This window comes from Parviterribacter multiflagellatus (assembly GCF_056863265.1).
Map to the genome: position 1 here is coordinate 469914 of NZ_JBXPIZ010000001.1, position 24339 is coordinate 494252.

The following is a 24339-nucleotide window of genomic DNA, read 5'->3' on the forward strand; positions in this document are numbered from 1 at the left end:
TCGGACCGACGTAGGACGACCTGTCCGCTGGACGCGGACGTTCTCATCAACGCGTGACGGCGCCCGACCGGCGCCGGCGCGGCCATCCCAGGCAGGGGGATGCGCCGCCCGCAGACCCGCCGCGCCGCACGGCCGCGCGGCGCGTTCTCTGGCGGCCGATGACCCCTGCGGTCCTCCCGGAGGGACACATGTCATCACCTCGTAGGTCAACCCCCCGTCGCAGGCGAACGTGCCTGCGCGCCGGGGTGCTCGGCGCGCTCGTCGCCGGGATCATGGCGATCGCGGCGCCGGCGGCGTCGGCGGCGCCCTGGCAGTGCGACGCGTACGGCTACCTGTTCCAGGCGCCCAGCAACGCGGTCCCGAGCTACGTCCAGCAGATCGACCTCGCGACGGGCGAGTACACGACGGTCGGCCGGCCGACGTCCGTCCTCAACGGCGTCGGCTACAACACGCTCGACAACTACTTCTACGGCTACGACTTCACGAACGGCACGGTCGTCCGCATCGAGGACGACTTCAGCCTGACCCCGGTCCCCACGCCGCCCGGGTACACGGGCTCGGCGATCGGCGACTTCGACGACCAGGGGCACTACTGGACGCTGATCGGGGCGCCCGCCAACACGCTGGTGGAGATCGACTACGCGCCGGGGTCGCCCACGTACGGCCAGATCGTCAGCCAGAAGGCGAGCCCGCAGCCCGGCACCTTCGCGGGCGGCGGCGCCGACTTCTCCTGGATCGACGGCTACCTGTACCGGCTGTTCACCGACGCCTCAGGGCGGCTGCATCTCGTCCGGGTCGACCCGAGCACCGGCGCGCAGGTCGACCTCACGCCGACGGGCGTCGCCGGTATCACCGGCACGGTCGGCGTCGGCGCGACGTACACCGACGCGAACGGCTACCTCTACGGCAGCGACAACTCCTCGGGGATCATCTACCGCATCGATCCCCGGACCCTGCAGGGCATCACGCTGTCGACCGCGACTCCGGCCGGCTCGAACGACGGCGCGCGGTGCGCTGACGCAGTCATCCCGACCGTGACCGTCAAGAAGGCCGTCGACGGCCGCGTGCGGCCGGCCGACCAGTTCACGGTCGGGCTCGCCGAGGCCGGCGGGCGTGTGCTCGACACCGCCACGACGTCGGGGAGCGAGACGACCGCCTCGACGACGAACTGGCCCGTCTCGCAGGGCGACACGTACACGATCACCGACGCGATGGCCGGCGGCTCGCCGACCCCGCTGAGCGAGTACGCCAAGTCGATCGCCTGCGTCGACGGCGCGGGCAACCCCGTCACGACGGGCGGCAGCGCGGGCCGGTGGACGCTGAACATCGCAGACGCGACGTACTACACGTGCACGGTCACCAACAAGGCGGAGGCCGACCTGGCGATCGACAAGAGCCTGGCGTCCACACCGCCGCTGGTGCCGGGCACCAACGCGACGTACCGCATCACGGTCACCAACAACGGCCCGAGCACCGCGATCAACGCCACGGCCAGCGACCCGCTGCCGGCCGGCATGACGTTCGTCTCGGCCGACGCCGGCTGCACGGCGTCGGCCGGCACGGTCACCTGCAACGCCGGTGATCTCGCCCCGGGCGCGTCGCGGACGTACACGATCACCGCACGCGTCAACAGCAACGTCACCGACCCGACGCTCACCAACACGGCGACGACCCGCAGCGACACGCCCGACCCCAACACGGGCAACAACACCGACGGCCACACCGACCCGGTCGACCCGCGCGCCGATCTGCGGATCGTCAAGCACGCGACGAGCGACAAGCTCGTGCCGGGCCGCAACCTGACGTACCAGCTGATCGTCACCAACGACGGCCCGAGCGACGCGCGCAACCTGAAGGTCAGCGATCCGCTGCCCAAGGGCCTGACGTTCGTCTCGGCGTCGAACGGCTGCACGTTCGCGTCGGGCACGGTGACGTGCACCGCTGCGACCCTCGCGGCCAACCAGCCCATGACGTTCGAGGTCGTCACCAAGGTGGCCAGCTCGGTGGACGACCGGGTCACCAACACCGCCACGGTCACGAGCGACACGAAGGACCCCGACACGAGCAACAACGAGGACGAGGAGCAGGTCCCGCCGGGCCCGCAGGCCGACCTCTCGCTCACCAAGACCCCGGCCGTCAAGACCGTGAGCGTCGGGAGCCAGCTGTTCTACACGCTCGTCGTCAAGAACGACGGTCCCAGCGACGCCCGGAAGGTCGTCATCACGGACAACGCCGGCCCGGGCCTGACGCTGGTCTCCGCCCAGACCGAGCAGGGCACCTGCCAGGTCGCCGCCGCGAAGGTCACGTGCGACATGGGGACCGTCCCGGCCGGCGGCACGGCGCAGGTCCTCGTGTCGGCGCGCGCCGACCAGGCCGGTGAGCTGACCAACGGCGCCCACGTCGGCTCCATCACCGACGATCCGGACCCGAAGAACAACGACGACGACGAGAAGGTCACCGGCAAGCAGGACCCGCCGGCCCCGCCGGCCGACCTGGAGATCCGCAAGACCTCCAACACGAAGTCGCTGACGGGTTCGGGCACGATCACCTACACGCTGCGGGTGACGAACCACGGGCCGGGCGCCGCGACCGGGACGCAGGTGATCGACACGCCGAGCCTCCCGCTCAAGGTGAGCTCGGTCAAGACGACCGCCGGCACGTGTGGCAAGACCGCGCCGATCACGTGCGACCTCGGGACGCTCGCCCCGGGCGCCACGGCGACGATCACGGTCGTGGCCCGTCCGATGGCGGCCGGCTCGCTGAAGAACACCGCGAGCGTGACCGGTGACGTGCCGGACCCGAAGACCGACAACAACATCGACGGCAACACCGTCAAGGTCCAGGGTCGCCTGGCCGTCACGAAGGTCGCCAGCACGAAGACGGTGGCCGCCGGGGGCAAGCTGTCCTACCGGATCAAGGTGACCAACCAGAGCGCCTTCGCCGTCACGGCGGTGAAGGTGTGCGACGACCTGCCCTCCGGGCTGGTCTACGTCTCGTCCAGCCCGCGGGCGAAGCCGTCCGGCGGCAAGTACTGCTGGACGATCCCGACGCTCGGCGCCAAGAAGAGCAAGGCGTTCACCATCACGGCCCGGGCGCTGAAGGGCACGGGCGGGCGCAAGGTGAACGTGGCGACCGCCACGTCGCCGAACGCGCGCGGCGCGAAGGCCCGGGCGGCGACCGACGCGGCCGCCGTCCAGGTCCTCGGCCAGCAGGTGCGCGCCGGGGGCGTGACGGGCTAGCGCCCTTCGCCTCTGACCACCAGGGTGCGGCCCGGCCGGCTGGCCGGGCCGCACCCGTGACCTGCGAGGGACGACCACGATGAGCAGCCCCAGCGGCCCGCCGCCGGCCCCGGCCGGCATCGCGGCGTTGACCCCGCGTGAGCGGGAGGTCCTCGCGCTCGTCGCCGAGGGCAAGCCGACCGCCGTGATCGCGGCGCAGCTCGGGATCGCCGAGAACACGGTGAAGTCCCACTGCACCAGCGCCTACAAGAAGATCGGCGCGCGCAACCGCGTCGAGGCGGCGCGCTTCTACCTGACCTCCATGGCCGGGTCGCCGGTGCAGGAGGCCGGCCTGCTGCAGGCCCAGATCGCCGCGCTGCAGGCCCGGCTCGACGCCCTCCGCGCCGTCGACCAGGGCTAGAGCGGCGTCACGTAGGCGCCCGCGATGCCGCCGTCGACGAGGAAGTCGGTGGCGGTGATGAACGAGGAGTCGTCCGACGCGAGGAAGAGCACCGCGTTGGCGATCTCGCGGGCGCGCGCGAAGCGGCCCATCGGGACGTGGACCATGCGGCGGGCGGCGGCCTCGGGGTCGTTGGCGTACAGCTCGCGCAGGAGCGGGGTGTCGACCGGGCCGGGGCAGAGCGCGTTCACGCGCACGCCGTTGCGGGCGAACTGCACGCCGAGCTCGCGCGACAGGGCGAGCACGCCGCCCTTGGAGGCCGTGTAGGAGATCTGCGACGTCGCCGCGCCCAGCCGCGCGACGAACGACGCGGTGTTGATGACGCTGCCGCCGCCGCTGTTCAGCAGGTGGGGGATGCCGTGCTTGCAGCAGAGGAACACGGACTTGAGGTTCACGTCCTGCACGCGCTGCCACGCCTCGACGTCCGTGTCGAGCACCGACACGTCGTCCGGCGGCGAGATGCCCGCGTTGTTGAACAGCACGTCGATCCGCCCGTACTCGCCCGCGACGCGCTCGTACAGCGCCCGCACCGCGTCCTCGTCGGTGACGTCCGCGCGGATCGAGAGCGCGACCCCCTCGGACTCGTCGAGGTCCACGCCGACGACGATCGCGCCCTCGTCCGCGAACACGGCGGCGGTCTCGCGGCCGATGCCGCTCGCCGTCCCGGTGATCACGCACACCCTGCCTTCGAGTCGTCCCGCCACTCAGTCCTCCGTCGAGATGAAGATCGTCTTGACCTCGGTGTAGGCGTCCGTCGCGTGCGGCCCGAGCTCGCGGCCGACGCCGCTCTGCTTGAACCCGCCGAACGGGGTCGTCACCCGCACCGAGCTGTTCGAGTTGATCGAGAGGTTGCCGCTCTCGAGCCCGCGCGCGACCCGCAGCGCCTTCGCCCCGTCGCGCGTCCACACGCTCCCGCTCAGGCCGTAGATCGTGTCGTTGGCCAGTCGGAGCGCCTCCTCCTCGCCGTCGAACGGCACCACCACCGCGACCGGCCCGAAGATCTCCTCGCGCACCGCCGGCGCGTCCCACGGGACGTCCGTCAGGACGGTCGGGGGGAACCAGAACCCGTCGCCGTCCGGCGCGCGCCCGCGGATCGCGACCGAGCCGCTCCCGCCCGCCGGCACGTACGACGCGACCTTCTCCCGCTGCGCCGCGCTGATGAGCGGCCCCATCTGCGTGTCGGGGGAGAGCGGGTCGCCGACGCGGATGCCCTCGACGTGCGGCTGCAGCGCGGCGAGGAAGTCGTCGACGACCGCCCGCTCGACCAGGATCCGCGACCGCGCGCAGCAGTCCTGGCCCGCGTTGTCGAACACCGCCCACGGCGCCGCCGCCGCGGCCCGCTCCACGTCGGCGTCCGCGAAGACGATGTTCGCCGACTTGCCGCCGAGCTCCAGCGTCACGCGCTTGATCGTCTCCGCCGCGCCGCGCGCGATCGAGCGCCCCACCGCGGTCGAGCCGGTGAACGCGATCTTCGCGACGTCCGGGTGCTCCACCAGCCGCGCGCCGACGTCCGCGCCCGAGCCGGGCACGACGTTGACGACGCCCTCGGGGAGCCCGGCCTCCAGCGCCAGCTCCGCGAAGCGCAGCGCGGTCAGCGGCGTCAGCTCGGCCGGCTTGAGCACCACGCAGTTCCCCGCCGCCAGCGCGGGCCCCATCTTCCAGGTCGCGATCGCCAGCGGGAAGTTCCACGGCGTGATGAGCCCGACGACCCCGAGCGGCTCGCGCACGGTCAGCACCTGCCCGCCCGTCACGGGGATCGTGTCCCCGAGCAGCCGCTCCGGCGCCCCCGCGTAGTAGCGCAGCGTGTCGGCGACCATCGCGATCTCGCCGCGCGCCGACCCGATCGGCTTCCCGGCGTTGCGGGCCTCGAGGACGGACAGCTCCTCGTGTGCCTCCTCGACGCGTGTCGCCAGCCGGGCGAGGAGGCGGGAGCGGTCGGTTGGGGACACGGCGCGCCACCCGGGGAACACGGCCTTCGCGCGGGCGACGGCCGCGTCGAGGTCCTCGACCGTCGCGCGCGGGATGGTCTCGAGCACGCCACCGGTGGCGGGCTCCAGGACGTCGAGCGTGCTCACAGCCGCTCGAACCCTCGGTACCGCTCCCAGTCGGTGACGGCAGCGTGAAAGGCGTTCAGCTCCACGTCCGCCATGTTGACGTAGTGGGCGACGACCTCCTCGCCCAGCGCCGCCTTCGCCACCTCGGAGGCCGCGAACAGGTCGCGCGCCTCCTGCAGCGTCCCGGGCACGCGGGCGTGGGAGTCGTCGTTGTACGCGTTGCCCTCGAACGCCGGCTCGAGCTCGAGCCGCTGGTCGACGCCGTGCAGCCCCGCCGCGATCAGCGCGCTCAGCGCCAGGTACGGGTTGACGTCGGCGCCGGGGATCCGGTTCTCGAAGCGCAGCGACTTGCCGTGCCCGACGACCCGCAGCGCGCACGTGCGGTTGTCCTTGCCCCACGCGACCGTCGTGGGCGCGAACGAGGCGTTCGCGTAGCGCTTGTACGAGTTGATGTTCGGCGCGAAGAGGAGCGTCAGCTCCCGCAGGCACGCGAGCTGCCCGGCGAGGAACGCGTGGAAGATCTTCTCGTCCTCCGCGAACACGGACTCCCCGTCAGGCGTCTGCAGCGAGAAGTGGATGTGGCACGACGACCCCTCGCGCTCGTCGAACTTCGCCATGTAGGTGATCGACATGCCCTCCTGCGCGGCGATCTCCTTGGCTCCGTTCTTGTAGATGACGTGCTCGTCGGCGGTCTTCAGCGCCGGGCCGAAGTGGAAGTTGATCTCGTGCTGGCCGAGGTTGCACTCGCCCTTGGAGTCCTCCACGCGCATCCCCGCGCCGCCCATCGCGTTGCGGATGCGGCGGATCAGCGGCTCGACCCGCGAGGTGCCCAGCAGCGAGTAGTCGACGTTGTAGAGGTTCGCCGGCTCCAGCCCCTTGAACCCCTTGTGCCAGGCCTCCTCGTAGGTGTCCTTGAAGACGATGAACTCGAGCTCGGTGCCGGCGAACGCGCTCCACCCGCGCTCCTCCAGGCGCGCGAGCTGCCGCCGCAGGATCTGCCGCGGGGAGGCCGCGACGGGCCTGCCGTCCTCCCACTGGACGTCGGCCATGACGAGCGCGGTGCCCTCGATCCACGGCACCGGCCGCAGCGTGTCCAGGTCGGGCTTGAGCACGAAGTCGCCGTAGCCGCCCTCCCAGGACGACATCGCGTAGCCCTCGACCGTGTTCATGTCGACGTCGACCGCGAGCAGGTAGTTGCACGCCTCGGCGCCGTGCTCGAGCACCTCGGAGAGGAAGTGCTCGGCGGTGAGGCGCTTGCCCATCACGCGGCCCTGCATGTCCGCCAGCGCGACGACGACCGTGTCGATCGCCCCGCGGTCGACGGCGTGGCGCAGCTCGTCGATCGTCATGCGCCCGCGAGCTCCCGCTCCGCCTTCTCGATCGCGTCGAACTCCTCCTCCGGCGCCTTGGCCACCAGCCGGTGGCGCGAGTAGAGCGCGAAGTAGAGGATGCCGACCGCGTAGACGCCGAGCGTGATCAGCGCCGCCTCGACGTCGACGGTGAAGACCGCGACGACCGCCGCGCACGCCAGCACGAGGCCGACGCCGGACGTGGCGACGCCGCCTGGGGTCCGGTAGCCGCGCTCCAACCCTGGCTCACGTTGCCGCAGCAGGATGTGGGAGAGCAGCATCAGCACGTACGAGACGGTCGCGCCGAACACCGCGATCTGGATCATCCGCGCGCCGTCCTCGGTGATCGCGGCGAGCAGGAACCCGATCGCGCCCGGCAGCAGCAGCGCCAGCGCCGGCACGCGGCGGCCGGACGTGACCGACAGGGAGCGGGGGAGGTAGCCCGCGCGCGACAGCGCGAACAGCTGCCGGGAGTAGCCGTAGATGATCGAGAAGAAGCTCGCGATGAGCCCGGCCAGGCCGACGTAGTTGACGAAGTCCGCCACGCTGGTGCTGCCGACCGCGTCCGCCGCCTCGGGCAGCGGGTTGCCCGACGCCTGCATCGCGTTCGAGCCGCCGGTGCCCGGCACGAGCACCAGCATCAGCGCCGCGAACACGAGCAGGATCAGCATGCCCGCGATCAGGCCCTTCGGGAGGTCGCGCTTGGGGTCGCGCGTCTCCTCGGCCGCGAGCGGGACGCCCTCGATGGCGAGGAAGAACCAGATGCCGTAGACGAACGCCGACAGCACGCCCGCGTAGCCGAACGGCAGGAAGTCCGAGGAACCCGACGCGTCCGGGTCGGCCGGGATGTCGGTCAGCTTCGACCCGTCGAAGTGCGGGATCATCCCGACGACGAAGACGAGCAGCGCGATCACCGCGAGCACCGTGATCGCGAAGATGACCTTCAGCGCCTCGCCGACGCCGTACAGGTGGATGCCGATGAACACGGCGTAGAACGCGAGGTAGAGCGGCCATCCGGCGGTGATGCCGAGGAGGTCGAGCGACTCGACGTACGCGCCGATGAACACGACGATCGCGGCAGGCGCGATCGCGTACTCGATGAGGATCGCCGTCCCCGTGAGGAACCCGCCCCACGGGCCCATCGCCCGACGCGCGAAGCCGTAGCCCCCACCGGCGGTCGGGATCGCCGAGGACAGCTCGGCGAGCGCGAACACCATGCAGGTGTACATCGTCGCCATGAGGATCGTGGCGATCAGCAGGCCGCCCCAGCCGCCCTCCGCCAGCCCGACGTTCCAGCCGGAGAAGTCCCCGGAGATCACGTACGCCACGCCGAGCCCGGCGAGGAGCACCCATCCGGCCGCGCCGCTGCGCAGCCGCCGCTTCTCGAGGTAGTCGTCCTGCACTGCCTGGTCAGCCACGGCGCACCCTCTCCCCTCGTTTGGGGGAGGTCTAACCTGCGCGGCCGTCCGAAATCAAGTGCGCATCGAAACGACCGCGCCGGGCGGGGCCTGGACGATCCGGTCGCGGCCGTCGCGCTTGGCCTGGTAGAGCGCCGCGTCGGCGCGCGCCACGAGCCCGTCGGCGCGCTCCTGGCCGTCCCACAGCGCGACGCCGACCGACGCCGTCTGCCCGTGCGGGACGACCCGTCGCAGCCGCTCCAGGACGTCGAGCGCGGCCGGGACGCCGCAGGCGGGCAGCAGCACGGCGAACTCCTCGCCGCCGTACCGGGCGAGCACGTCGCTCGCGCGCAGCTCGGCCTTCCAGGCGGCGGCCGCGTCGCGCAGGAGCGCGTCGCCGGCGGGGTGGCCGTGGGCGTCGTTGAAGCGCTTGAAGCGGTCGAGGTCCACGACCGCGACGCAGAGCGGGTCGCCCGTCCGGCGGGCGCGCGCGAGCTCCTCGGGGAGCCGCTCGTCCCACGTGCGCCGGTTCGCGATGCCGGTCAGCGCGTCGGTGCCGGCGGTCGCCTCGAGCTGGGCGATCAGCCGGGTGCGGTCGATGGCGAGCGCCGCCTCGCTGGCGAGCAGGTCGATCAGGCGGCGGGTGCGGTCGTCCAGCTGCGCCCGCGGGGCGTCCCAGCCGACGGCGAGCACGCCGACCGGGCGGCCGTCGTGGAGGACCGGGTGCCAGATCGCGGCGCGCAGCCCGAGGTCGTCGATGAGCGCGTGGTCGACGCCCTGGGCGGTCGCCAGCTCGCCCTCGAACAGCGTTTCGCCGAGCAGGAAGGAGGTGGCGGTGCCGCTCAGCGCGCCGGTCATCGGCAGACGCGGCCGGACGCCGTCGCCCATGCCCGCGGTGCCGGTGGCGCGCAGCTCGGTGCGCTCCGGGTCGGGCTCGAAGAGGACGGCGAGCGACGCGCCGGTCGCCTCGGCGGCCGCGGCGCAGATCGTCGCGCGGACCGCGTCGAGGTCGTGCTCGGCCGCGAGCTCGTGCGCGACGCGGCCGACGGTCTCCAGGTCCGCCGCGTGCTCGGCCGCGCGCTGCTCGGTCGCCCGCAGCGTCGTGATGTCGAGCATGCTCGCCACCGCGCCGAGCCGCTCGCCCTGCTCGCCGACGATGGGCGAGGCGCCGACGAGCACGTGGCGGTTGCCGACCATGATCTCGGTGTCCGGGACGGTGTCGCCGTCGAGCGCCCGCGCGAGCGGGATCTCCTCGTGCCGGAGCCGCTCACCGGTGGTGCGCGAGCGCAGGTCGAACGCCTCCGACCAGCGCTCGGGGTGCAGGCCGCTTGCCCGTTCGTTGCTCGTGAAGGGGTTGCCGTGGAAGACCTGGAGCCGGCCCTCGGCGTCGGCGACGACGACGCGGTCGCCGAGCTGGTGGAGCACCGCGCGCGAGAACGCCCGGTCGGCCTCCAGCTCCTGCTCGAGCCGCTTGCGGTCGGTGACGTCGCGCATCGTGCCGGCGAACCCGGCGACCCGCCCGCGCGCGTCGCGCTGCGCGCGCGCCGTGAAGGCGACCCACCGCTCGGTGCCGTCCGCGACGTGCACGCGGTTGTCGCGGGTGACGATCTCGACGCGGCCGTGCGCCAGCTCGGCGAACGCCGCGAACGTGGGCGCGATGTCGTCGCGGTGTGTCAGCTCGTGCCAGGCGTGGCCGAGCGCGTGCTCGGCGGGGTAGCCGGTGAACTGCTCGTAGGCGGGGCTGAGCGCGGTCCAGCGGCCTTCGAGGTCGACCTCGAAGAGGACCTCGCCGACCTCGGCGAGCGTCGCTGCGTGGCGGCGCTCGGCCGAGCGCAGGCGGACGACGAGGCCGTTGATCGAGAGCGCGACCATCGGCGCCAGCGACGCCCACAGCAGCACGCGGCGCAGCTCGTCGGTGGGGTAGCCGAGCGTGAGGATCGGGAGGAGGAAGACGAGCGTGAGGCCCCCGGCGGCGGCGAGCGCCTGCCGGCGCGTCCCGTACATCGCCAGCCACACGACGGGCAGCACCGCGATCTGCGAGTAGCCGGAGTGGGCGCCGCCGGTGGCCTCGCGCAGGAGGAAGACGACGGCGAGGAAGCCGAGCGGGACGAGCGCCTCGCTCCAGGCGGGCAGCCGCGGCCACGGGACGAGCGCGCCCGCGGCGACGAGGCCGGCGGCGAGACCCGCGGCGCCCGCGAGCCAGGCGGGGTCGATCGTGGTGCCCGGCAGCGCGAGCGCGGCGAAGGCCAGCGCGAAGATCGCCAGGAACGGCAGCGCCCGGCGGCCCAGGGCGTCGGCGGAGAGGGGGCGTGCCGGCGCGGGGCTCATGCCCGCGTGGTCGGCTCCGGGCGGCTTATGTTGAGGCGGCGGCGGAGTGCGCCGGCGGCTCAGGCGGCGGCGAACCGCTGCTCGAGCAGCCCGGCCAGGAGCCGCTCGGTCTGCTCCAGGTGCGCGCGCAGCACGCCGACCGCGGCGACGCCCTCCTGACCGCGGAGCAGGTGCGTGATCTCGCGGTGCTCGGCGTTGGCGCTGCGCAGGACGTCGGTGGGGTGCGCGATGAGCGCGAGCAGCTCGGTCATCTCACCCTGCACCTCGGTCATCGCCGCGATCAGCCGCGGCGTGCCGGTCGCCTCGGCCAGCGCGATGTGCCAGCGCACGTCCGCGCGCCGGTAGGCGTCGAAGTCGTCGGCGGCGTCCATCTGGTCGGCCAGCCGCTCCATCCGGTCGAGCGCGACGCCGTCCACCCGCTCGGCGGCGAGCAGCGCCGCGCCGCACTCGACGACGACGCGGTGGTCGAGGACGTCGCGCCAGTCCGGCCGCAGCCGGCCGTCGCCGCCCGACAGCGGCGGGGCCTCGGCGACGAACGTGCCGCCCGTCCGCCCGCGGAAGGAGACGAGGTGTCCTGATTGCACGAGGGTCGTCAGCGCCTGGCGGAGCGTCGAGCGCGAGATGCCGAGCTGCTCGGCCAGCTCGCGCTCCGGCGGGAGCCGCTCGCCGGGCTCGAGCAGCCCGAGGCGAATCGCGGTACCGAGGCGCTCCACCGTCTCCTCGAACGTCGTGGGCGGGTGGACCGGCTCGAAGACCGTCCCCAGCGCCGTGGCTCCATCCATGCGAGCGACCCTATGCGGCCGGCGGGTGCTCGCGCAAGAGCGCGCGCCGGATCTTCCCACTCGTCGTCTTCGGGAGGTCGGCCACGAAGTCGACGATGCGCGGGTACTTGTACGGGGCCGTCTCGTCCTTGACGTGGTCCTGCAGCTCGCGCGCGAGGTCCGGTCCGGGCGCGTAGCCGTCACGCAGCACCACCACGGCGCGCACGACCGCGCCACGCTCGTCGTCCGGCGCCGCGACGACGGCGGCCTCGGCGACCGCCGGGTGGGCGACCAGCGCGGACTCGACCTCGAACGGGCCGATGCGGTACCCGGCGCTGATGATCACGTCGTCGGTGCGACCTTCGAAGTACAGGAAGCCGTCCTGGTCCTGGCGCACGCGGTCGCCGGTGCGCCACGGCTCGTCGCGCGGCGCGCCGAGGAAGAACGTGGGGACCGTGCGCGGGTCGGCGACGAGCTCACCGTCCTCGACGGTCAGCGCGATGCCGGGCAGCGGCTTGCCCATCGAGCCGGGGCGGACCTCCTCGTCCAGCGGCGTCCCGGTGAGCTGGCCGGTCTCCGTCTGGCCGTAGCCGTCGCGGATGCGCAGGCCGGTCGCCGCGTGCCAGGCGTGCAGCACCTCGGGGTTGAGCGCCTCCCCGGCGGCGACCAGGCCGCGCAGGGCGGGGAACGGCTGGATCGTCGTGCGCTTGGCGATGACGCGGTACTCGGTCGGGGCCATGCAGAGCACGTTGACGCTCTCGTCCTCGAGCACCTGCAGCCGCTCGGAGGGGTCGAACCGCGCGTCGTGCAGGAGCGCCGCGGCGCCGCGGATCCACGGGGCGATGAAGACGTTGCGGGCCGACTTGGACCAGCCGGACGCGGCGGTGCACCAGACCAGGTCGCCGGGGCGCGCGTCGAGCCAGTGCTTGGCCTGGACGCGCTGGCCGGTGAGGTAGCGCTGGCCGTGGAGGATCGGCTTCGGCTCGCCCGACGTGCCGCTGGTGAACGTGATCAGGCACGGGTCCTCGGGCTGCAGGTCGGGCGCGGGCGGCGGCGTGCGCTCGGGCCAGGCGCCCCACGGGGCCCAGATCGTCGGGCCGTCCCAGCCGGCCTCCTCGAGCACGGCCGCGTTGCGCTCGTCGCACACGACGAGCCTCGGCTCGGTCGCCGCGATGCGGAGCCGCAGGTCCTTCGCGCGCAGCTGCTCGGTGCACGGCAGCACGACGAACCCCTGGCGGAAGCACGCGACCATCGTGAGGACCCACTCGGGCCGGTTGCCGACGAGCGTCATGACGACGTCGCCGCGGCGGACGCCGCGCTCGGCGATGTGCGCCGCGACCGTCCGTGCCGTCCTGGCGACCTCGCCGAACGTCCACTCGCGCCGGTCGCCGGCACGGGAGAGCTCGACGAGCGCGAGACGGCTCGCATCGGCCGCTTCCACGATCTCCCGCGCGAAGTTCACGGGCGCGAGGATACGGCCGGGCGGTTCTGCGTCGAACCAGGGCGGCCGATGCACCGGAACGCGTCGTTGCCACGCGGACGTGCGCGGAGTAGCGATGGCCCATGAGGTCCAAGCGTCTGTCCCGTCCGCTCGTGCTCGTGGCCCTGGCGGCCCTGGCCATCTTCGGCACGGGGTGCCTCGTGCAGTCCGTGACGGTGAGCCAGGAGGTGGGGGGACCGGTCGTCATCGAGGTCCAGCTCTGCCAGCAGGACGACTTCTCCGGGATGGGCAACCCGATCTCGCTCGAGTGCGACCCGGCGGCGGGCGACACGAGCTCGACGCCGTCGGTGCTCAAGACCCAGGACGTGCAGCTCATCCTCGGCCTCCAGGTGCCGGAGGGCACGACGCCGCGTGACGCGGCGCTGACCGGCGGCCTCAGCGGCCCGCTCCAGTTCACGCAGGAGGGCTCGGACCGGTTCACTGCGCAGGTCCCGCCGGTCGTCGGCCGCAAGTGGATCGCGTTCAAGACCGGGCGGCTGCTGAACGGGACGACCAACACGGCCAAGCTCACGGCGCGGCTCGACCCCCCGCCGGGTTTCGGGGGCCAGACGTTCCCGTTCACGTCGCTCGTCGCCGGCCGTCCGGTGGCCACCGACGACGAGGCGAACATGCCGCTGCCGAACCCGTTGGTGGCGATCGAGGTCCCCGCCATCGCGGGCACGTCGCTGAGCGGGACGATCCCGGTCCGCGACATCACCCTCGCGCCCGCCTCCGTCGCCCCGATCGACGCGCGGCGCGGGCAGACGGTCGCGGTGCCGTTCGTGGCCGACTACCGCGGCACGAGCGGGTCGGGGCTCCTCCCGCTGGCCGCGTCGACGACCCTTCCGGGCGCGACGGCGGCGCCGGACGTGAGCCCGCTGCAGTTCGCGAGCACCGGGACGGCGCCGCTGCGTGCCAACGTCGCGATCCCGCCGGGCGCGCCGGTCGGGCTCCACAACGTCACGCTCACGCTCCCGCTGGCCGACGGCGGGACGCGCACGGCGACCGGTCAGGTGCGGGTCCTCGCCGATCCGCCACCGCCGGCGACCACCGTGCAGCCCTCGGCGACGCCGCAGCTGACGGCCCGCCAGATCCGCAGCCTCCTCAGCGTCGTCGCGTTCCGCTCCACGCGACGCTCGACGGTGCTGCGCGACGGCCTGCGGTTCGAGCAGACGTTCCCGGGGCCCGGCACGGTCGTCTGGGAGCTGCGCACGCGCGGGTCCTCCGCACGCGCCGCGCAGGCCGGCCGCCGCCTCGCCCGGCTCACGCGCACGATCACGCGCGCGGGGAGCCAGCGCGTGACGATGCGGCTCACCCGGGCGGGGCGCCGCATCGCCAGCCGCGGCCGCCGCGCGCCGGTCGCGCTGCGCACGACGTTCACCCCGACCGGACGGGGCGCGATCACCGCGACGAAGAACCTGACCTTGCGGCGGTAGCCCGACGGTAACCGGGGCCGCGGAGGGTCGGGCCATGCGAACCCTCCGCCGTCTCCTCCTCCCAGGCGTGCTGGCCGCCGCGGCGCTCGCCGCCGCCGGCTGCTACCCGGTGATCCAGTCGGTCGACACGAGCCAGCCGGACGTCGGCGGGCCGGTGACGGTCACGGCGACGATCTGCCAGGGCAACAACACCGACAACGGCGGCGCGAACCCGTGGGGGACCGTCTGCGACCCGGCGCCCGGCGACCCCACGGCGACGCCCAACAAGCTGATCACGCTCGGCTTCCAGCTCCTCGCGGGCTATCAGGTCCCGAGCGCGGCGACCCCGGTCGACGCGCACACGAGCGGCGCCGTCGAGCAGCCGCTGCACCTGCACCAGCCGTACACCGACTACCTGACCGCGTCGTTCCCGCCGCCCGCCGGCCGCAAGTGGGTGGGGTTCGCGTCCGACGCGCTGCCGGACAGCACGTCCAACGTCGCCGACGTCGCCGCGCGCTTCACGATGCCCGAGGGCTCGGCGGCCATGCCGTACGAGATCGTCCTGCGCGGGCGTGACCTCAGCTCGCTCGACGCGGACGCGCCGGTCCTGCCCGGGCACCTGTACACGAGCACGCCGCTCGCCGGCGTCGTGCCCGAGGGCGAGGCGCCGCTGCGCGACGTGACGCTCGCGGCGGCCTCGGCCGCCCCGGTCGAGGCGCATGCCGGCCAGACCGCGTCGGTGCCGTTCGTCGCCGAGTACCGCGGCGCGTCGCCGTCGGGGCCGCTGCCGGTCACTGCCGCGACCGCGCTCCCGGGCGCCACCGCCGCGCCCGACGCGAGCCCGGTGCAGTTCGGCGCGTCCGGCACCGCCCCGCTGCGCGCGCTCGTCACCGTGCCGCAGGGCGCGCCGCTCGGCGACCACGAGGTGGCGCTGACGATCCCGCTCGCCGACGGCGGGAAGCGGACCGCCAGCGCGACGCTGCGCGTGGTCGCGCCTCCGCCCGCGGCGGCGGCCCCCACGAAGGCCGCGTCGGGCGCCGGCGCGCAGGGCGGGAAGAAGGCTGCGCGGCTGAAGCTCGGCCAGCTGGCCTTCCGCTCCACTAAGCGCGCGGTCGTGCTGCGCGACGGCCTGCGGTTCACGCAGGACATCCCGGCGGCCGGGAAGGTCGTGTGGGAGCTGCGGCGCGGCACCACCCGCATCGCCCGCCTCACGCGCACGGTCACCCGCGCGGGGAAGCAGACCGCGACGCTGAAGCTCACCAAGCCGGGCAAGCGCGCCGCCCGCCGCGGGCGCCGGGCGCCAGTGACGCTGAGGACGACGCTCACCCCGGCCGGCGCCGCCGCGGTGACGCAGGTCCGCAGCCTGACCCTCGGCCGCTAGCCGAACGGCCCCGCGCGGCGCGTCATCACGGCGCGCCGCGCGGACCGCGCGGGGTATCTTCCAAGGGCTGAACCCGAGCTTGGAGACTGACCCGTAATGGCCGTCGCAACCAGCGCTTTCTACGAGAAGACCGATGAGCAGCAGGCGATCACCGAGATGGTCCGCCAGTTCACGGACGAGCAGATCATCCCGAACGCCGAGAAGTACGACCACGAGGACTCGTTCCCCGAGCCCATCGTGGAGCAGCTCAAGGAGCTGGGGCTGTTCGGCATCACGATCCCGGAGGAGTACGGCGGTCTCGGGCTCGACCTGACGACCTACGCGATGGTCGTCGAGGAGCTCTCCCGCGGCTGGATCTCGATCTCCGGCGTCATCAACACGCACTTCATCGGCACCTACCTCCTCCTGAAGTTCGGGACCGAGGAGCAGAAGCAGAAGTACCTGCCGAAGATGGCGACCGGCGAGGTGCGCGCCGCGTTCTCGCTGTCCGAGCCGGAGCTGGGCTCCGACGTGCAGGCGATCAAGACGGCCGCCAAGAAGCTCGACGACGGCAACTACGAGATCAACGGCCAGAAGATGTGGGTCACGAACGGCCTCCGTTCGACGCTCGTCTTCACGCTCGTCAAGACCGACCCGAACGCCGAGAAGCGCCACAAGGGCATGACGTGCTTCATCTGCGAGAAGGAGCCGGGCGTCAGCGAGAACACCGGCCAGTACGCCGGCCTCATCGTCCCGCCGCAGCTCAAGAAGATGGGCTACAAGGGCGTCGAGTCCACCGAGCTCGTCTTCGACGGCTACAAGACGCCGGCCGACTCGATCCTCGGCGGTGAGGAGGCGGGCCTCAACAAGGGCTTCGCGCAGATGATGGACGCGCTCGAGCTGGGCCGCGTCAACGTCGCCGCCCGCGGCGTCGGCCTCGCGCAGCGCGCCTTCGAGCTCGGCATCCGCTACGCGCAGGAGCGTAAGACGTTCGGCGTCCAGATCGCCGACCACCAGGCGATCCAGTTCAAGCTCGCCGACATGGCGACGCAGATCGAGGCCGCGCGCATGCTCGTGCTCAAGGCCGCGCGGATGAAGGACGCCGGCGTGCGCTCCGACATCGAGGCGGGCCAGGCCAAGCTGTTCGCGTCCGAGACGGGCCGCTTCTGCGCGGAGGAGTCCCTGCGGATCCACGGCGGCTACGGCTACTCGAAGGAGTACGAGATCGAGCGCATCTACCGCGACGCGCCGCTCCTGCTCATCGGCGAGGGCACGTCCGAGATCCAGCGCATGGTGATCGGCAAGAAGCTCCTCCAGCGCTACAAGATCTAGGTCTTGCGTCGGCGCCGCCCCCGCCTTCGGGCGGGGGCGCGTCTAGCCCTCCGGCCGATGTGGGCGGAGGGGCCGCGGCGGGACGATCCGCGGCATGGAGCGTCGCGCCGCCATCGTCGTGCTCGCCGTGCTGTCCGCCGTCGGGGCGGAGCTGCTCGCGGGGTACGGGGACTCGACCGGGCGGCCCGGCGAGCTGGCCTTCGCGGTCGGCTTCTTCGCGCTGCTCTACGGGTGCCCGGCGCTGCTGATCCGGGACCTCGCGCGGCGGCGCGGGCTGGGGTGGGGCGCGATCGTCCTGCTCGCGGGGGCCGCCGGGCTCGTGCAGGCGGGGCTCGTGGACCAGTCGCTGTTCGCGCGCGAGTACGGCGGCGTGCGCGGCTGGGACGAGCTGGTCGAGCCGACGTGGATCGCGCCGGTGGGGCTCAGCGCCCACGCGACGCAGTCGTTCCTCGTCGGCCACGTCGTGTTCAGCTTCTGCGCGCCGATCGCGATGGTCGAGGCGCTCTTCCCGGCGCGGGCGCGGGAGCCCTGGCTCGCGCGGCGGGGGACCGTGACGGCCGCAGTGCTCTGGCTCCTGGTCGCCGCGGCGATCCTGTCCGCGCCCGAGGGGGACGGCGCGACGCCGGCGCAACTCGCGGCGGCGGGCGTGGTGGTCGTCTCGTCGGTCGTCGTCGCGCTGCGGCTCCCGCGCCGTCGTCAGCCCGTCGGGCTGCCGCGTCCGCCGTCCGTCGCAGCGGCCGCGGCGGCGGGGTTCGCCGCCGCGACCGCCCACGCGCTGCTCCCCGCGACGTGGGCCGGCACGGCCCTTGCCCTCGCCCTCGTCGTGGTCACGGTGGTGGCGGTGCGCCGCCGCGGGTGGGACCTCCGCGCCGCCGCGGCGCTCGCCACGGGCGCGCTGGTCAGCCGCGGGCTGCTCGCGTTCACGTACTTCCCGGTGGTGGGGGAGCAGCCGGCCGCGGGCGCGAAGTACGCCCACAACGCCGTCATGCTGCTCGTGGTCGCCGCGATAGGGTGCGCGGCATGTCGAGCACCGACGCCAAGCCGCTGATCGAGAGCGCGGTCCGCCGCTTCCTCGACGAGGTGCCTGCCCTCAAGCCGATGAAGCTCGTCGTCAAGCTCGAGCTCCGCGCGCGCGGCGACGAGCAGCAGTTCCGGGTCGAGCTGCCCGACGTCAAGGTCACCAAGGACGTCGCCGCCGACGCCAAGGTCACCGTCCACATGCAGCGCGCGTTCTTCAACGAGATGGCCAAGGACGCCAAGGTCGCCGACTGGCGCGAGGCGTTCATGTACGGCCAGGCCAAGGCCTCGGGCCCGACGCAGATCCTGCAGCTCATCGAGCGCGTCGTCGACAAGCAGGAAGAGCGCAACCGCCAGCGGCGGGCGCGCCAGCACTAGACGTCGAGCAGCTCGCGGTTCAGGCCCCACACGGCGCCGACCACGAAGGCGGTGCCGACGCGGGCCGCCCGCGCGGCGCTCAGCGTGGGGTCGTCCTGCAGCCGGCGCGCGCCGTCGACGCACGCGCCGACGATCATCGCCGCGACGAGCGCCGCGGTCGCGTGCTCCCGCTGGTCGAGCCGCGCCAGCGCCCCCTCGATCAGGCCGGTCACGCGTGCGGTGACCTCCTCGTGCATCGCGGCGAGCAGGTCGGCCGCGGGCTCGTTCTCACCGCCGCCTGACAGCAGCAGCCGGTAGGCGTCCGGCCGCCGGTCGGCGTAGTCGAACCACGCGTGCACGGCGCGCTCGACGAGCACGCTGACCGGCTCTCGCTCGGCCGCGACGTACGCGGAGAACAGCTGCTCGAGGAACTCGTCCCGCTCGCGTGTCACCGCGGCGCGGTACAGGTCGGCCTTGGAGCCGAACCGGGCGTACAGCGTCGGCTTCGTGGCCCCGCACGCCTCGGCGACGGCGTCGACCGTCGTCGCCGCGTAGCCGTGGCGCGAGAAGACCGCCGTGGCGGCGTCGAGCAGCTTCTCGTCGCTGTGCTGCGGGCGCCGGCGCGCGGGCCGGTCGTTGACACTAGCTTTACTCACGAGTAAGACTAAGGGTGGTTGCTGTCCCAGCCTACGGAGAGATGGATGAGGGTCAAGAAGGTCCTGGCCGTCGCGGCGCTCGCCGCGGCCGCCTGCACGGCGCACGCCGCCGGCGCGAGCGCTGCGACGCCGTTCTACGCGATCGACCACCAGCGGATCGCCACGCCGCCCGGCGTGCAGCCCTGGCTGCCGACGTACACCGCCGACGGGCGGGCGATCGTCTTCCAGAACCAGCTCGACGGCACGACGTGGACCGTGCCCGCGAAGGGCGGGAAGGCACGCTGCATCACGTGCGGGTTCGACGATCGGCCGCAGATCCGCGGCGGCTTCACGTACGCGTTCCCCGACGGCGAGCGGCTCCTGCTCACCCACGAGCTGGGCGGCTCGCAGGGCGTCGACAGCGGGCCGGACGCGGACGCGTGGGTGCTGGAGTGCGCCCCGAGCATCGGCGACTGCCGCCGCCACACGTACCTGCCGGTCGACATGTCGCAGGACAAGGGGACGAAGTACATCGTCCAGCGCCGCACGTGGCACCTGGCGCCCGACGGCCGGCACCTCGGGTGGTCGGAGATCCGCCTCGACGGGATGATCATGGTCGTCGCGCGGCTGGAGCGGCGGGACGGGAAGTACGTCGCGACCGACCAGCGCGTGGTCAACCCCGCGGGCCCGACAGGACCTGGCGACCGCGACCCGCAGCGGTGGGAGAACGCGAACCAGCTGTACGAGCTCAAGTCGTTCACCGACGGCGGCCGGGCGATCCTCGCGGTCGCGCAGCGCTCGTTCAACGTCGACGTGCTGAAGATCGACCTCGCCACCGGTCGCACCACGCGCGTGACCAACGGCCCCGACTGGGATGAGGACGGCGGCATGTCGCCCGACGGCGCGCACGAGGTCCTCTACTCGTGGCGCACGCGCCGGCGCGTCGAGGCGCTGGGGATGATCCCGCAGCTGCGCGGCTTCACCGCGATGCCGATGGCCGCGGCCGTCCTGCCGTACTACGTCTCGACCTGGCCGGGCTTCCAGTGCGACCTCGCGCCGTGGCTGCTGCCCGGGAGCGGCGACGACGGCGGCGCGCTCGTCGGGCAGCCGCTCAACGTCTACGGCGGCGGCCTCGTGCCTGGCAACAACCTGTCCGGCGAGGCGTTCTGGAGCCCGGACAGCACGAGCGTGCTGCTCCAGGAGCGGCGGACGCAGGCGCCGCCGGCCAGCGCGAGCGAGCACGTCGGCCAGAAGGGGCTCGTGCCCAACCGCGTGCTCGTCGCCCGCATCCGCCGCGCGGCGGGCCGCCGGGCGGAGGTGCACGCCACGAAGGTCGGGGCGTGGGCGAAGACGCCGACGACGTACAGCGGGACGACCGACTCGAACCAGACCGTGACGCTGCCCGGCAAGCGCGGAGGGAGCGTGACGCTCGTCTACCAGGGCTCGCTCGCGGCGGGCAGCTGGTCGCAGACGTACGCGGGCTACAGCGAGGACGGCAGGACGTTCGTCGACGGCACGGTGAGCGTTGCCCGCACCCGCGCGGGCGTCTGGACGATCCACGCCGACGCCCGCGTTCGCGGCGCGCACACGGGCGCCCTGACCGGCGACGTGACGATCGCCGGCCCGGCGGAGGAAGGCGGCCTGCCGGTCAAGACGGGGAACCTGAAGGCGACCTACGACGGCCGGACGTCCGCGCCGCTGCCGGCGCTCGGCGCGTGCCCGGACGACCTGCCCAAGCGGACGGCGGTCACCGTGCGCGCGCGGCAGGTCGGTGGGCGCGTCGCGGTGCGCGTCACCGCGGCCATCGCGGGCGACCGGCGGCCGGTGGCGGGCGCGGTCGTGCGGCTCGGCGCGCGCCGCGCGCGGACCGACGCGCGCGGCCGCGCGGTGCTCGCCTCCGGCGGCGGCTCGGAGGTGCGGGTCGACGCCGGCGACACGTTCCTGCCCGGACGGGCGCGCGTGCGCTGAGGTGGCGGCGCCTGTGGGCCGGCGGCGGCGCGTGGCGCTAGCCGGCCCGCAGGCAGTCGCGCGCGACCGCGATGAGCGCGCGGTCGGAGAGCTCGTTGCGGAGTGTGTTCGTCACCCACGCGCGGGTGGTGCCGGAGCGCCAGGCGGCCATGCGCAGGCGGCCGGACTCGTAGTAGAGGTCGACGTCGTGGCCCTGGAGGCGGATCGTGTCGGAGGGCCTGGCGAGGACCGGCGGCGTCTGCCACTCGGTGAACATGAAGAGGAGCGAGCGGCCGCTGCCGGCGGTCGCCCACATCGCACCGGCGGGCTTGCCGTTGAGCTCGTACGAGCGGGCCGGCTCGGTCGGGCCCCAGCGGTAGCCGGCGGGGAGCGCGCTCGGGGCGCACGCCTCGACGCCGCGCAGCGACCGCGCCAGCCGCGCGCCCGCGCCGCCGTCCGGCACGAGCCGCACGCCGGCTGGTGCCTTGGACGACGACGACCGCCGCGCGCTCTTGCGCGCGGCCTTCGCCTGCCGCTGCTGCGCCTTGACGCGCGCGCCGACCCCGGCCCACTGCCGCAGCGCCGCGCGCTTCTGCCCGCGCGTCGCGACGACGTACGACGCGCCGCCGATCATCTGGCCGCTCCCGCTCAGCACGACGCGGTTGATGCGGTCCGGCGGGGTGGAGCGCAGCGCCTCGGCGAGCTTCAGCGTCTCGCCCAGCGAGTCGAGGTCGGAGGTCGTGGCCTTGGCGATCGACTCGACGAGCGAGGGGAGCGCCGTGACGTCGCTCGTCCGCGCCTGGAGCTGGCGGCCGACCTCGCGCAGGAAGAGCTGCTGGCGGGCGGCGCGGTGGAAGTCGCTGTCGCCGTGGCGGAAGCGCACGAACTGCAGCGCCTGCGTGCTCGACAGCTTCTGGTAGCCGGGGTGCACGTCGATGTCGGCGTAGTTGTTCGCCGCGGTCCCGTCGTTGACGTGCAGGTAGCGCCCGTCGACCGGCAGGTACACGCCGCCGAGCCGCTGGATCACCTCGCGGAAGCCGCCGAAGTCGACCTGCACGAAGTGGTCGACCTTCACGCCCAGCTCCTCCCGCACCGTCGCGATGAGGAGCTTCATGCCGCCGTACGAGTACGCCGCGTTGAGCTTGGCGACGCCGTGGCCGGGGATCGCGACGCGCAGGTCGCGGGGGAGCGAGAGCATCGACACCGCACCGCGCGCCGCGTCGATGCGGACGAGGAGCATCGTGTCCGAGCGGCCCTTGCCGCTCTCGCCCGCGCGCCGGTCCGAGCCGACGGCGAGGATGACCTTGGCCTTGCCCGCCGCGCCGGTCGTCAGCGCGGGCTCGATCGGGTCGGTGGGCGAGAGGTCGAGCTCCGGCGAGGCGGCCTCGACGACCTTCTCCTTCGCCCCGGCGCGGAACTCGGAGATCAGGTCGCTGGCCTGCCACACCGCGACCAGGCCGACCGCGGCCAGCACGACCGCCGTCCACATCGCGCCGAGCAGCGCGCGCTGCCACAGCGGCGTCCTGGGCGCCGGCGGCGGGGGTGCGACGGGTGCCTCCTCGAGCAGCTCGAGGCGCGCCTCGATCTCCGCCCGCGCCCGCGCGAGAGCCTCCTGGCGCTGCAGGCCGGCAGGCGGGGGCGGCGTGGTCGGGGGCGGCACGCACCCGCGTGGATCGGCACGGGCGCGCCCCGCTTGAGCCGGATCGCGGCGGCGCGACGCCGCGCGGCACCCTCAGTTAGGGTTCCCTAACAGCATGCGCATCAGCTCACGAACCCTCCTCGCCCTGCTCGCCGCGACCCTCGTCCTCGCCGGATGCGGCGACGACGGAGGCGATGGCGGCAGCGCGGACGCCGCCGCCGCCGGCGCCGAGGCCGCGTTCCCGGTCACCGTCCAGCACAAGCTCGGCACAGCGAAGATCGACGCCGAGCCCAAGCGGGTCGTCGCGCTCGACGGCCCGAGCGCCGACGCGGTGCTGGCGCTGGGCGTCACGCCGGTCGGGATGTACGAGATGACGTACCTCGAGGGCGGCATGGGCGCGTGGACGCGCGACGCGCTGACGCGGCTCGGCGGGAAGGAGCCCGAGCTGCTCGACACCGACCGCGGCTTCCCGCTGGAGAAGATCGCGGCGCTGCGGCCGGACCTGATCGTCGGCACGAACACGTACCCGCTCATCGCCGACGCGTACGACAAGCTCTCGGCCCTCGCGCCGGTCGTCGCGCACGTCGGCGCGCCCGGCGAGGACGCCTGGCAGGAGGGCGTCCGCAGCGTCGGCAAGGCGCTCGGCCGCACGGAGGAGGCCGAGAAGGCGATCGCGGACGCCGAGGCCGCCGTGGCGGACGCGAAGAAGGCCAACGCGCAGTTCGCGGGCCGGAGCGTGACGCTCTTCAACTACATCGCCACCGACGGCGTGTACGCGATCAGCTCGAACGACGACGCGTCGATGAAGTTCCTCACCGCGCTCGGGTTCTCCGGCGTGACGCCGACCCTCTCCAGGGCGCCGGACCCCGAGGGCACGCACCGCGCGCAGCTCTCGGCCGAGCGCTACCGCGACCTCGACGCCGACGTCGTGATCGGCACGACGCCGGCGGCGGGCGCGCTGAAGCAGCTGGAGCGGCAGGGGCTCTTCCAGCGCGTCCCGGCCGTCGCCGACGACCGCTACGTGACGATGGACATGGCCGAGGCGCAGGCGATGGCGTTCCCGTCCGTCCTCAGCGTGCCGTGGGCGGTGCGGGAGCTGACGCCGCGCCTGGCGGACGCGGTACCCGCCGCCTAGCCGGGCTTGACGACCATGTCGAACACGACGAGCACGAGCACGGCCAGCTCCAGCCGCGCGTAGAGGAGGAACCGGTCGGCGAGCGACCGCGACGCGTCGGTCAGCGCCGGGCCCGTCTTCTCGAGCTCGGCGCCGAGCTTCCCAGCGGCCTGGCCGGCGAGGTTGCCGCCGATGAAGCCGGCGAGGATCCACCCCGCGAGCGCGAGCGAGATCCACAGCTCCCCGAACGACAGGTCGGCGTCGACGATCATCAGGATCGCGGTGACGAGCAGGACGCCCGCGGCGGTCGGGTGCGCGCGGCTGGCCCACCAGCCCGCGGCGGGGAGGAACCCGGCCAGCCCGTCCCCACCGGTCGCCATCAGCCGGTACGAGATGACGGTGATGGCGAGCGTCGAGCCGATGTAGAACGCGGCCGACAGGATGTGCAGCGACAGCAGCAGCTCGTACCAGGTCAT

19 protein-coding genes are annotated in these 24339 nt (G+C 73.5%); 9 read left to right on the forward strand and 10 right to left on the reverse strand.

The genetic code is table 11. The features are described from left to right. Positions 1 to 245 precede the first annotated feature (245 nt). Positions 246 to 3239, forward strand: a complete 2994-nt coding sequence (locus tag AC1UE5_RS02085; RefSeq protein WP_482920402.1) for a DUF6923 family protein — start codon at positions 246 to 248, stop codon at positions 3237 to 3239. Between the two features lie 79 nt (positions 3240 to 3318). Then, a complete protein-coding gene (locus AC1UE5_RS02090; RefSeq protein ID WP_482920403.1) occupies positions 3319 to 3639 on the forward strand; it encodes a helix-turn-helix domain-containing protein in 321 nt (106 codons plus the stop codon). Here AC1UE5_RS02090 and AC1UE5_RS02095 read toward each other — a convergent pair. Genes AC1UE5_RS02095 through AC1UE5_RS02125 form a run of 7 tightly spaced genes read right to left on the reverse strand, consistent with a single transcriptional unit; the run spans position 3636 to position 13029 of the window. Further along, on the reverse strand, positions 3636 to 4382 hold the full coding sequence (locus AC1UE5_RS02095) for a 3-oxoacyl-ACP reductase (protein WP_482920404.1): 747 nt from the start codon (positions 4380 to 4382) through the stop codon (positions 3636 to 3638). The genes AC1UE5_RS02090 and AC1UE5_RS02095 overlap by 4 nt on opposite strands. Next, positions 4383 to 5753, reverse strand: coding sequence for an aldehyde dehydrogenase family protein (locus tag AC1UE5_RS02100; protein WP_482920405.1), 1371 nt, complete (start codon positions 5751 to 5753; stop codon positions 4383 to 4385). Continuing rightward, complete coding sequence (locus AC1UE5_RS02105) at positions 5750 to 7081, reverse strand: glutamine synthetase family protein (RefSeq protein ID WP_482920406.1); 1332 nt, start codon at positions 7079 to 7081, stop codon at positions 5750 to 5752. The genes AC1UE5_RS02100 and AC1UE5_RS02105 overlap by 4 nt, the downstream gene beginning before the upstream one ends. After that, positions 7078 to 8499: an ethanolamine permease gene (gene eat / locus AC1UE5_RS02110; RefSeq protein ID WP_482920407.1), complete on the reverse strand. Its 1422-nt coding sequence runs from the start codon at positions 8497 to 8499 to the stop codon at positions 7078 to 7080. The genes AC1UE5_RS02105 and eat overlap by 4 nt, the downstream gene beginning before the upstream one ends. A 54-nt stretch (positions 8500 to 8553) precedes the next feature. Further along, the gene (locus AC1UE5_RS02115) at positions 8554 to 10806 is read right to left on the reverse strand and encodes a GGDEF domain-containing protein (RefSeq protein ID WP_482920408.1); all 2253 of its coding nucleotides are present in this window, start codon (positions 10804 to 10806) and stop codon (positions 8554 to 8556) included. A gap of 59 nt (positions 10807 to 10865) precedes the next feature. Then, positions 10866 to 11588, reverse strand: a complete 723-nt coding sequence (locus AC1UE5_RS02120; protein ID WP_482920409.1) for a FadR/GntR family transcriptional regulator — start codon at positions 11586 to 11588, stop codon at positions 10866 to 10868. Between the two features lie 10 nt (positions 11589 to 11598). Next, positions 11599 to 13029 carry an acetate--CoA ligase gene (locus AC1UE5_RS02125; protein WP_482920410.1) on the reverse strand — a complete coding sequence of 477 codons (1431 nt, stop codon included), beginning with the start codon at positions 13027 to 13029 and terminating at the stop codon, positions 11599 to 11601. A gap of 101 nt (positions 13030 to 13130) precedes the next feature. Here AC1UE5_RS02125 and AC1UE5_RS02130 point away from each other — a divergent pair, with 101 nt between their 5' ends. The 5 genes from AC1UE5_RS02130 to AC1UE5_RS02150 all read left to right on the forward strand — a co-directional run bounded on the left by AC1UE5_RS02130 (position 13131) and on the right by AC1UE5_RS02150 (position 18549). Then, the gene (locus AC1UE5_RS02130; RefSeq protein ID WP_482920411.1) at positions 13131 to 14483 is read left to right on the forward strand and encodes a hypothetical protein; all 1353 of its coding nucleotides are present in this window, start codon (positions 13131 to 13133) and stop codon (positions 14481 to 14483) included. Positions 14484 to 14517: 34 nt separating this feature from the next. Next, complete coding sequence (locus AC1UE5_RS02135) at positions 14518 to 15843, forward strand: hypothetical protein (protein WP_482920412.1); 1326 nt, start codon at positions 14518 to 14520, stop codon at positions 15841 to 15843. 96 nt (positions 15844 to 15939) lie between these two features. Beyond that, complete coding sequence (locus AC1UE5_RS02140) at positions 15940 to 17154, forward strand: acyl-CoA dehydrogenase family protein (protein WP_482920413.1); 1215 nt, start codon at positions 15940 to 15942, stop codon at positions 17152 to 17154. Positions 17155 to 17248: 94 nt separating this feature from the next. Further along, positions 17249 to 18202 carry an AF_0692 family protein gene (locus AC1UE5_RS02145; RefSeq protein WP_482920414.1) on the forward strand — a complete coding sequence of 318 codons (954 nt, stop codon included), beginning with the start codon at positions 17249 to 17251 and terminating at the stop codon, positions 18200 to 18202. Continuing rightward, entirely contained in the window at positions 18175 to 18549 is a 375-nt protein-coding gene (locus AC1UE5_RS02150) for an SCP2 sterol-binding domain-containing protein (protein ID WP_482920415.1), read from the forward strand. The genes AC1UE5_RS02145 and AC1UE5_RS02150 overlap by 28 nt, the downstream gene beginning before the upstream one ends. Here the strand turns inward: AC1UE5_RS02150 and AC1UE5_RS02155 are convergent. Next, positions 18546 to 19184: a TetR/AcrR family transcriptional regulator gene (locus AC1UE5_RS02155; protein WP_482920416.1), complete on the reverse strand. Its 639-nt coding sequence runs from the start codon at positions 19182 to 19184 to the stop codon at positions 18546 to 18548. The genes AC1UE5_RS02150 and AC1UE5_RS02155 overlap by 4 nt on opposite strands. 45 nt (positions 19185 to 19229) lie before the next feature. On the opposite strand from AC1UE5_RS02155, the gene AC1UE5_RS02160 reads away from it, so the two are divergent. Further along, positions 19230 to 21131: a TolB-like translocation protein gene (locus AC1UE5_RS02160; protein ID WP_482920417.1), complete on the forward strand. Its 1902-nt coding sequence runs from the start codon at positions 19230 to 19232 to the stop codon at positions 21129 to 21131. 37 nt (positions 21132 to 21168) lie between these two features. Here the strand turns inward: AC1UE5_RS02160 and AC1UE5_RS02165 are convergent, their stop codons facing one another. Continuing rightward, entirely contained in the window at positions 21169 to 22770 is a 1602-nt protein-coding gene (locus tag AC1UE5_RS02165; RefSeq protein ID WP_482920418.1) for an LCP family glycopolymer transferase, read from the reverse strand. A gap of 94 nt (positions 22771 to 22864) precedes the next feature. Here AC1UE5_RS02165 and AC1UE5_RS02170 point away from each other — a divergent pair, with 94 nt between their 5' ends. After that, positions 22865 to 23884, forward strand: a complete 1020-nt coding sequence (locus tag AC1UE5_RS02170; protein WP_482920419.1) for an ABC transporter substrate-binding protein — start codon at positions 22865 to 22867, stop codon at positions 23882 to 23884. Here AC1UE5_RS02170 and AC1UE5_RS02175 read toward each other — a convergent pair. Continuing rightward, complete coding sequence (locus AC1UE5_RS02175) at positions 23881 to 24339, reverse strand: DUF2269 family protein (RefSeq protein ID WP_482920420.1); 459 nt, start codon at positions 24337 to 24339, stop codon at positions 23881 to 23883. The genes AC1UE5_RS02170 and AC1UE5_RS02175 overlap by 4 nt on opposite strands.

What these genes read in the sequence shown, in the direction of transcription:
- AC1UE5_RS02090 (WP_482920403.1), top strand. Translation starts at nt 3,319, where the DNA reads ATGAGCAGCCCCAGCGGCCCGCCGCCGGCCCCGGCCGGCATCGCGGCG.
- AC1UE5_RS02105 (WP_482920406.1), bottom strand. Translation starts at nt 7,081, where the DNA reads ATGACGATCGACGAGCTGCGCCACGCCGTCGACCGCGGGGCGATCGAC.
- AC1UE5_RS02115 (WP_482920408.1), bottom strand. Translation starts at nt 10,806, where the DNA reads ATGAGCCCCGCGCCGGCACGCCCCCTCTCCGCCGACGCCCTGGGCCGC.
- AC1UE5_RS02120 (WP_482920409.1), bottom strand. Translation starts at nt 11,588, where the DNA reads ATGGATGGAGCCACGGCGCTGGGGACGGTCTTCGAGCCGGTCCACCCG.
- AC1UE5_RS02130 (WP_482920411.1), top strand. Translation starts at nt 13,131, where the DNA reads ATGAGGTCCAAGCGTCTGTCCCGTCCGCTCGTGCTCGTGGCCCTGGCG.
- AC1UE5_RS02135 (WP_482920412.1), top strand. Translation starts at nt 14,518, where the DNA reads ATGCGAACCCTCCGCCGTCTCCTCCTCCCAGGCGTGCTGGCCGCCGCG.
- AC1UE5_RS02140 (WP_482920413.1), top strand. Translation starts at nt 15,940, where the DNA reads ATGGCCGTCGCAACCAGCGCTTTCTACGAGAAGACCGATGAGCAGCAG.
- AC1UE5_RS02145 (WP_482920414.1), top strand. Translation starts at nt 17,249, where the DNA reads ATGGAGCGTCGCGCCGCCATCGTCGTGCTCGCCGTGCTGTCCGCCGTC.
- AC1UE5_RS02150 (WP_482920415.1), top strand. Translation starts at nt 18,175, where the DNA reads ATGTCGAGCACCGACGCCAAGCCGCTGATCGAGAGCGCGGTCCGCCGC.
- AC1UE5_RS02160 (WP_482920417.1), top strand. Translation starts at nt 19,230, where the DNA reads ATGAGGGTCAAGAAGGTCCTGGCCGTCGCGGCGCTCGCCGCGGCCGCC.
- AC1UE5_RS02170 (WP_482920419.1), top strand. Translation starts at nt 22,865, where the DNA reads ATGCGCATCAGCTCACGAACCCTCCTCGCCCTGCTCGCCGCGACCCTC.
- AC1UE5_RS02175 (WP_482920420.1), bottom strand. Translation starts at nt 24,339, where the DNA reads ATGACCTGGTACGAGCTGCTGCTGTCGCTGCACATCCTGTCGGCCGCG.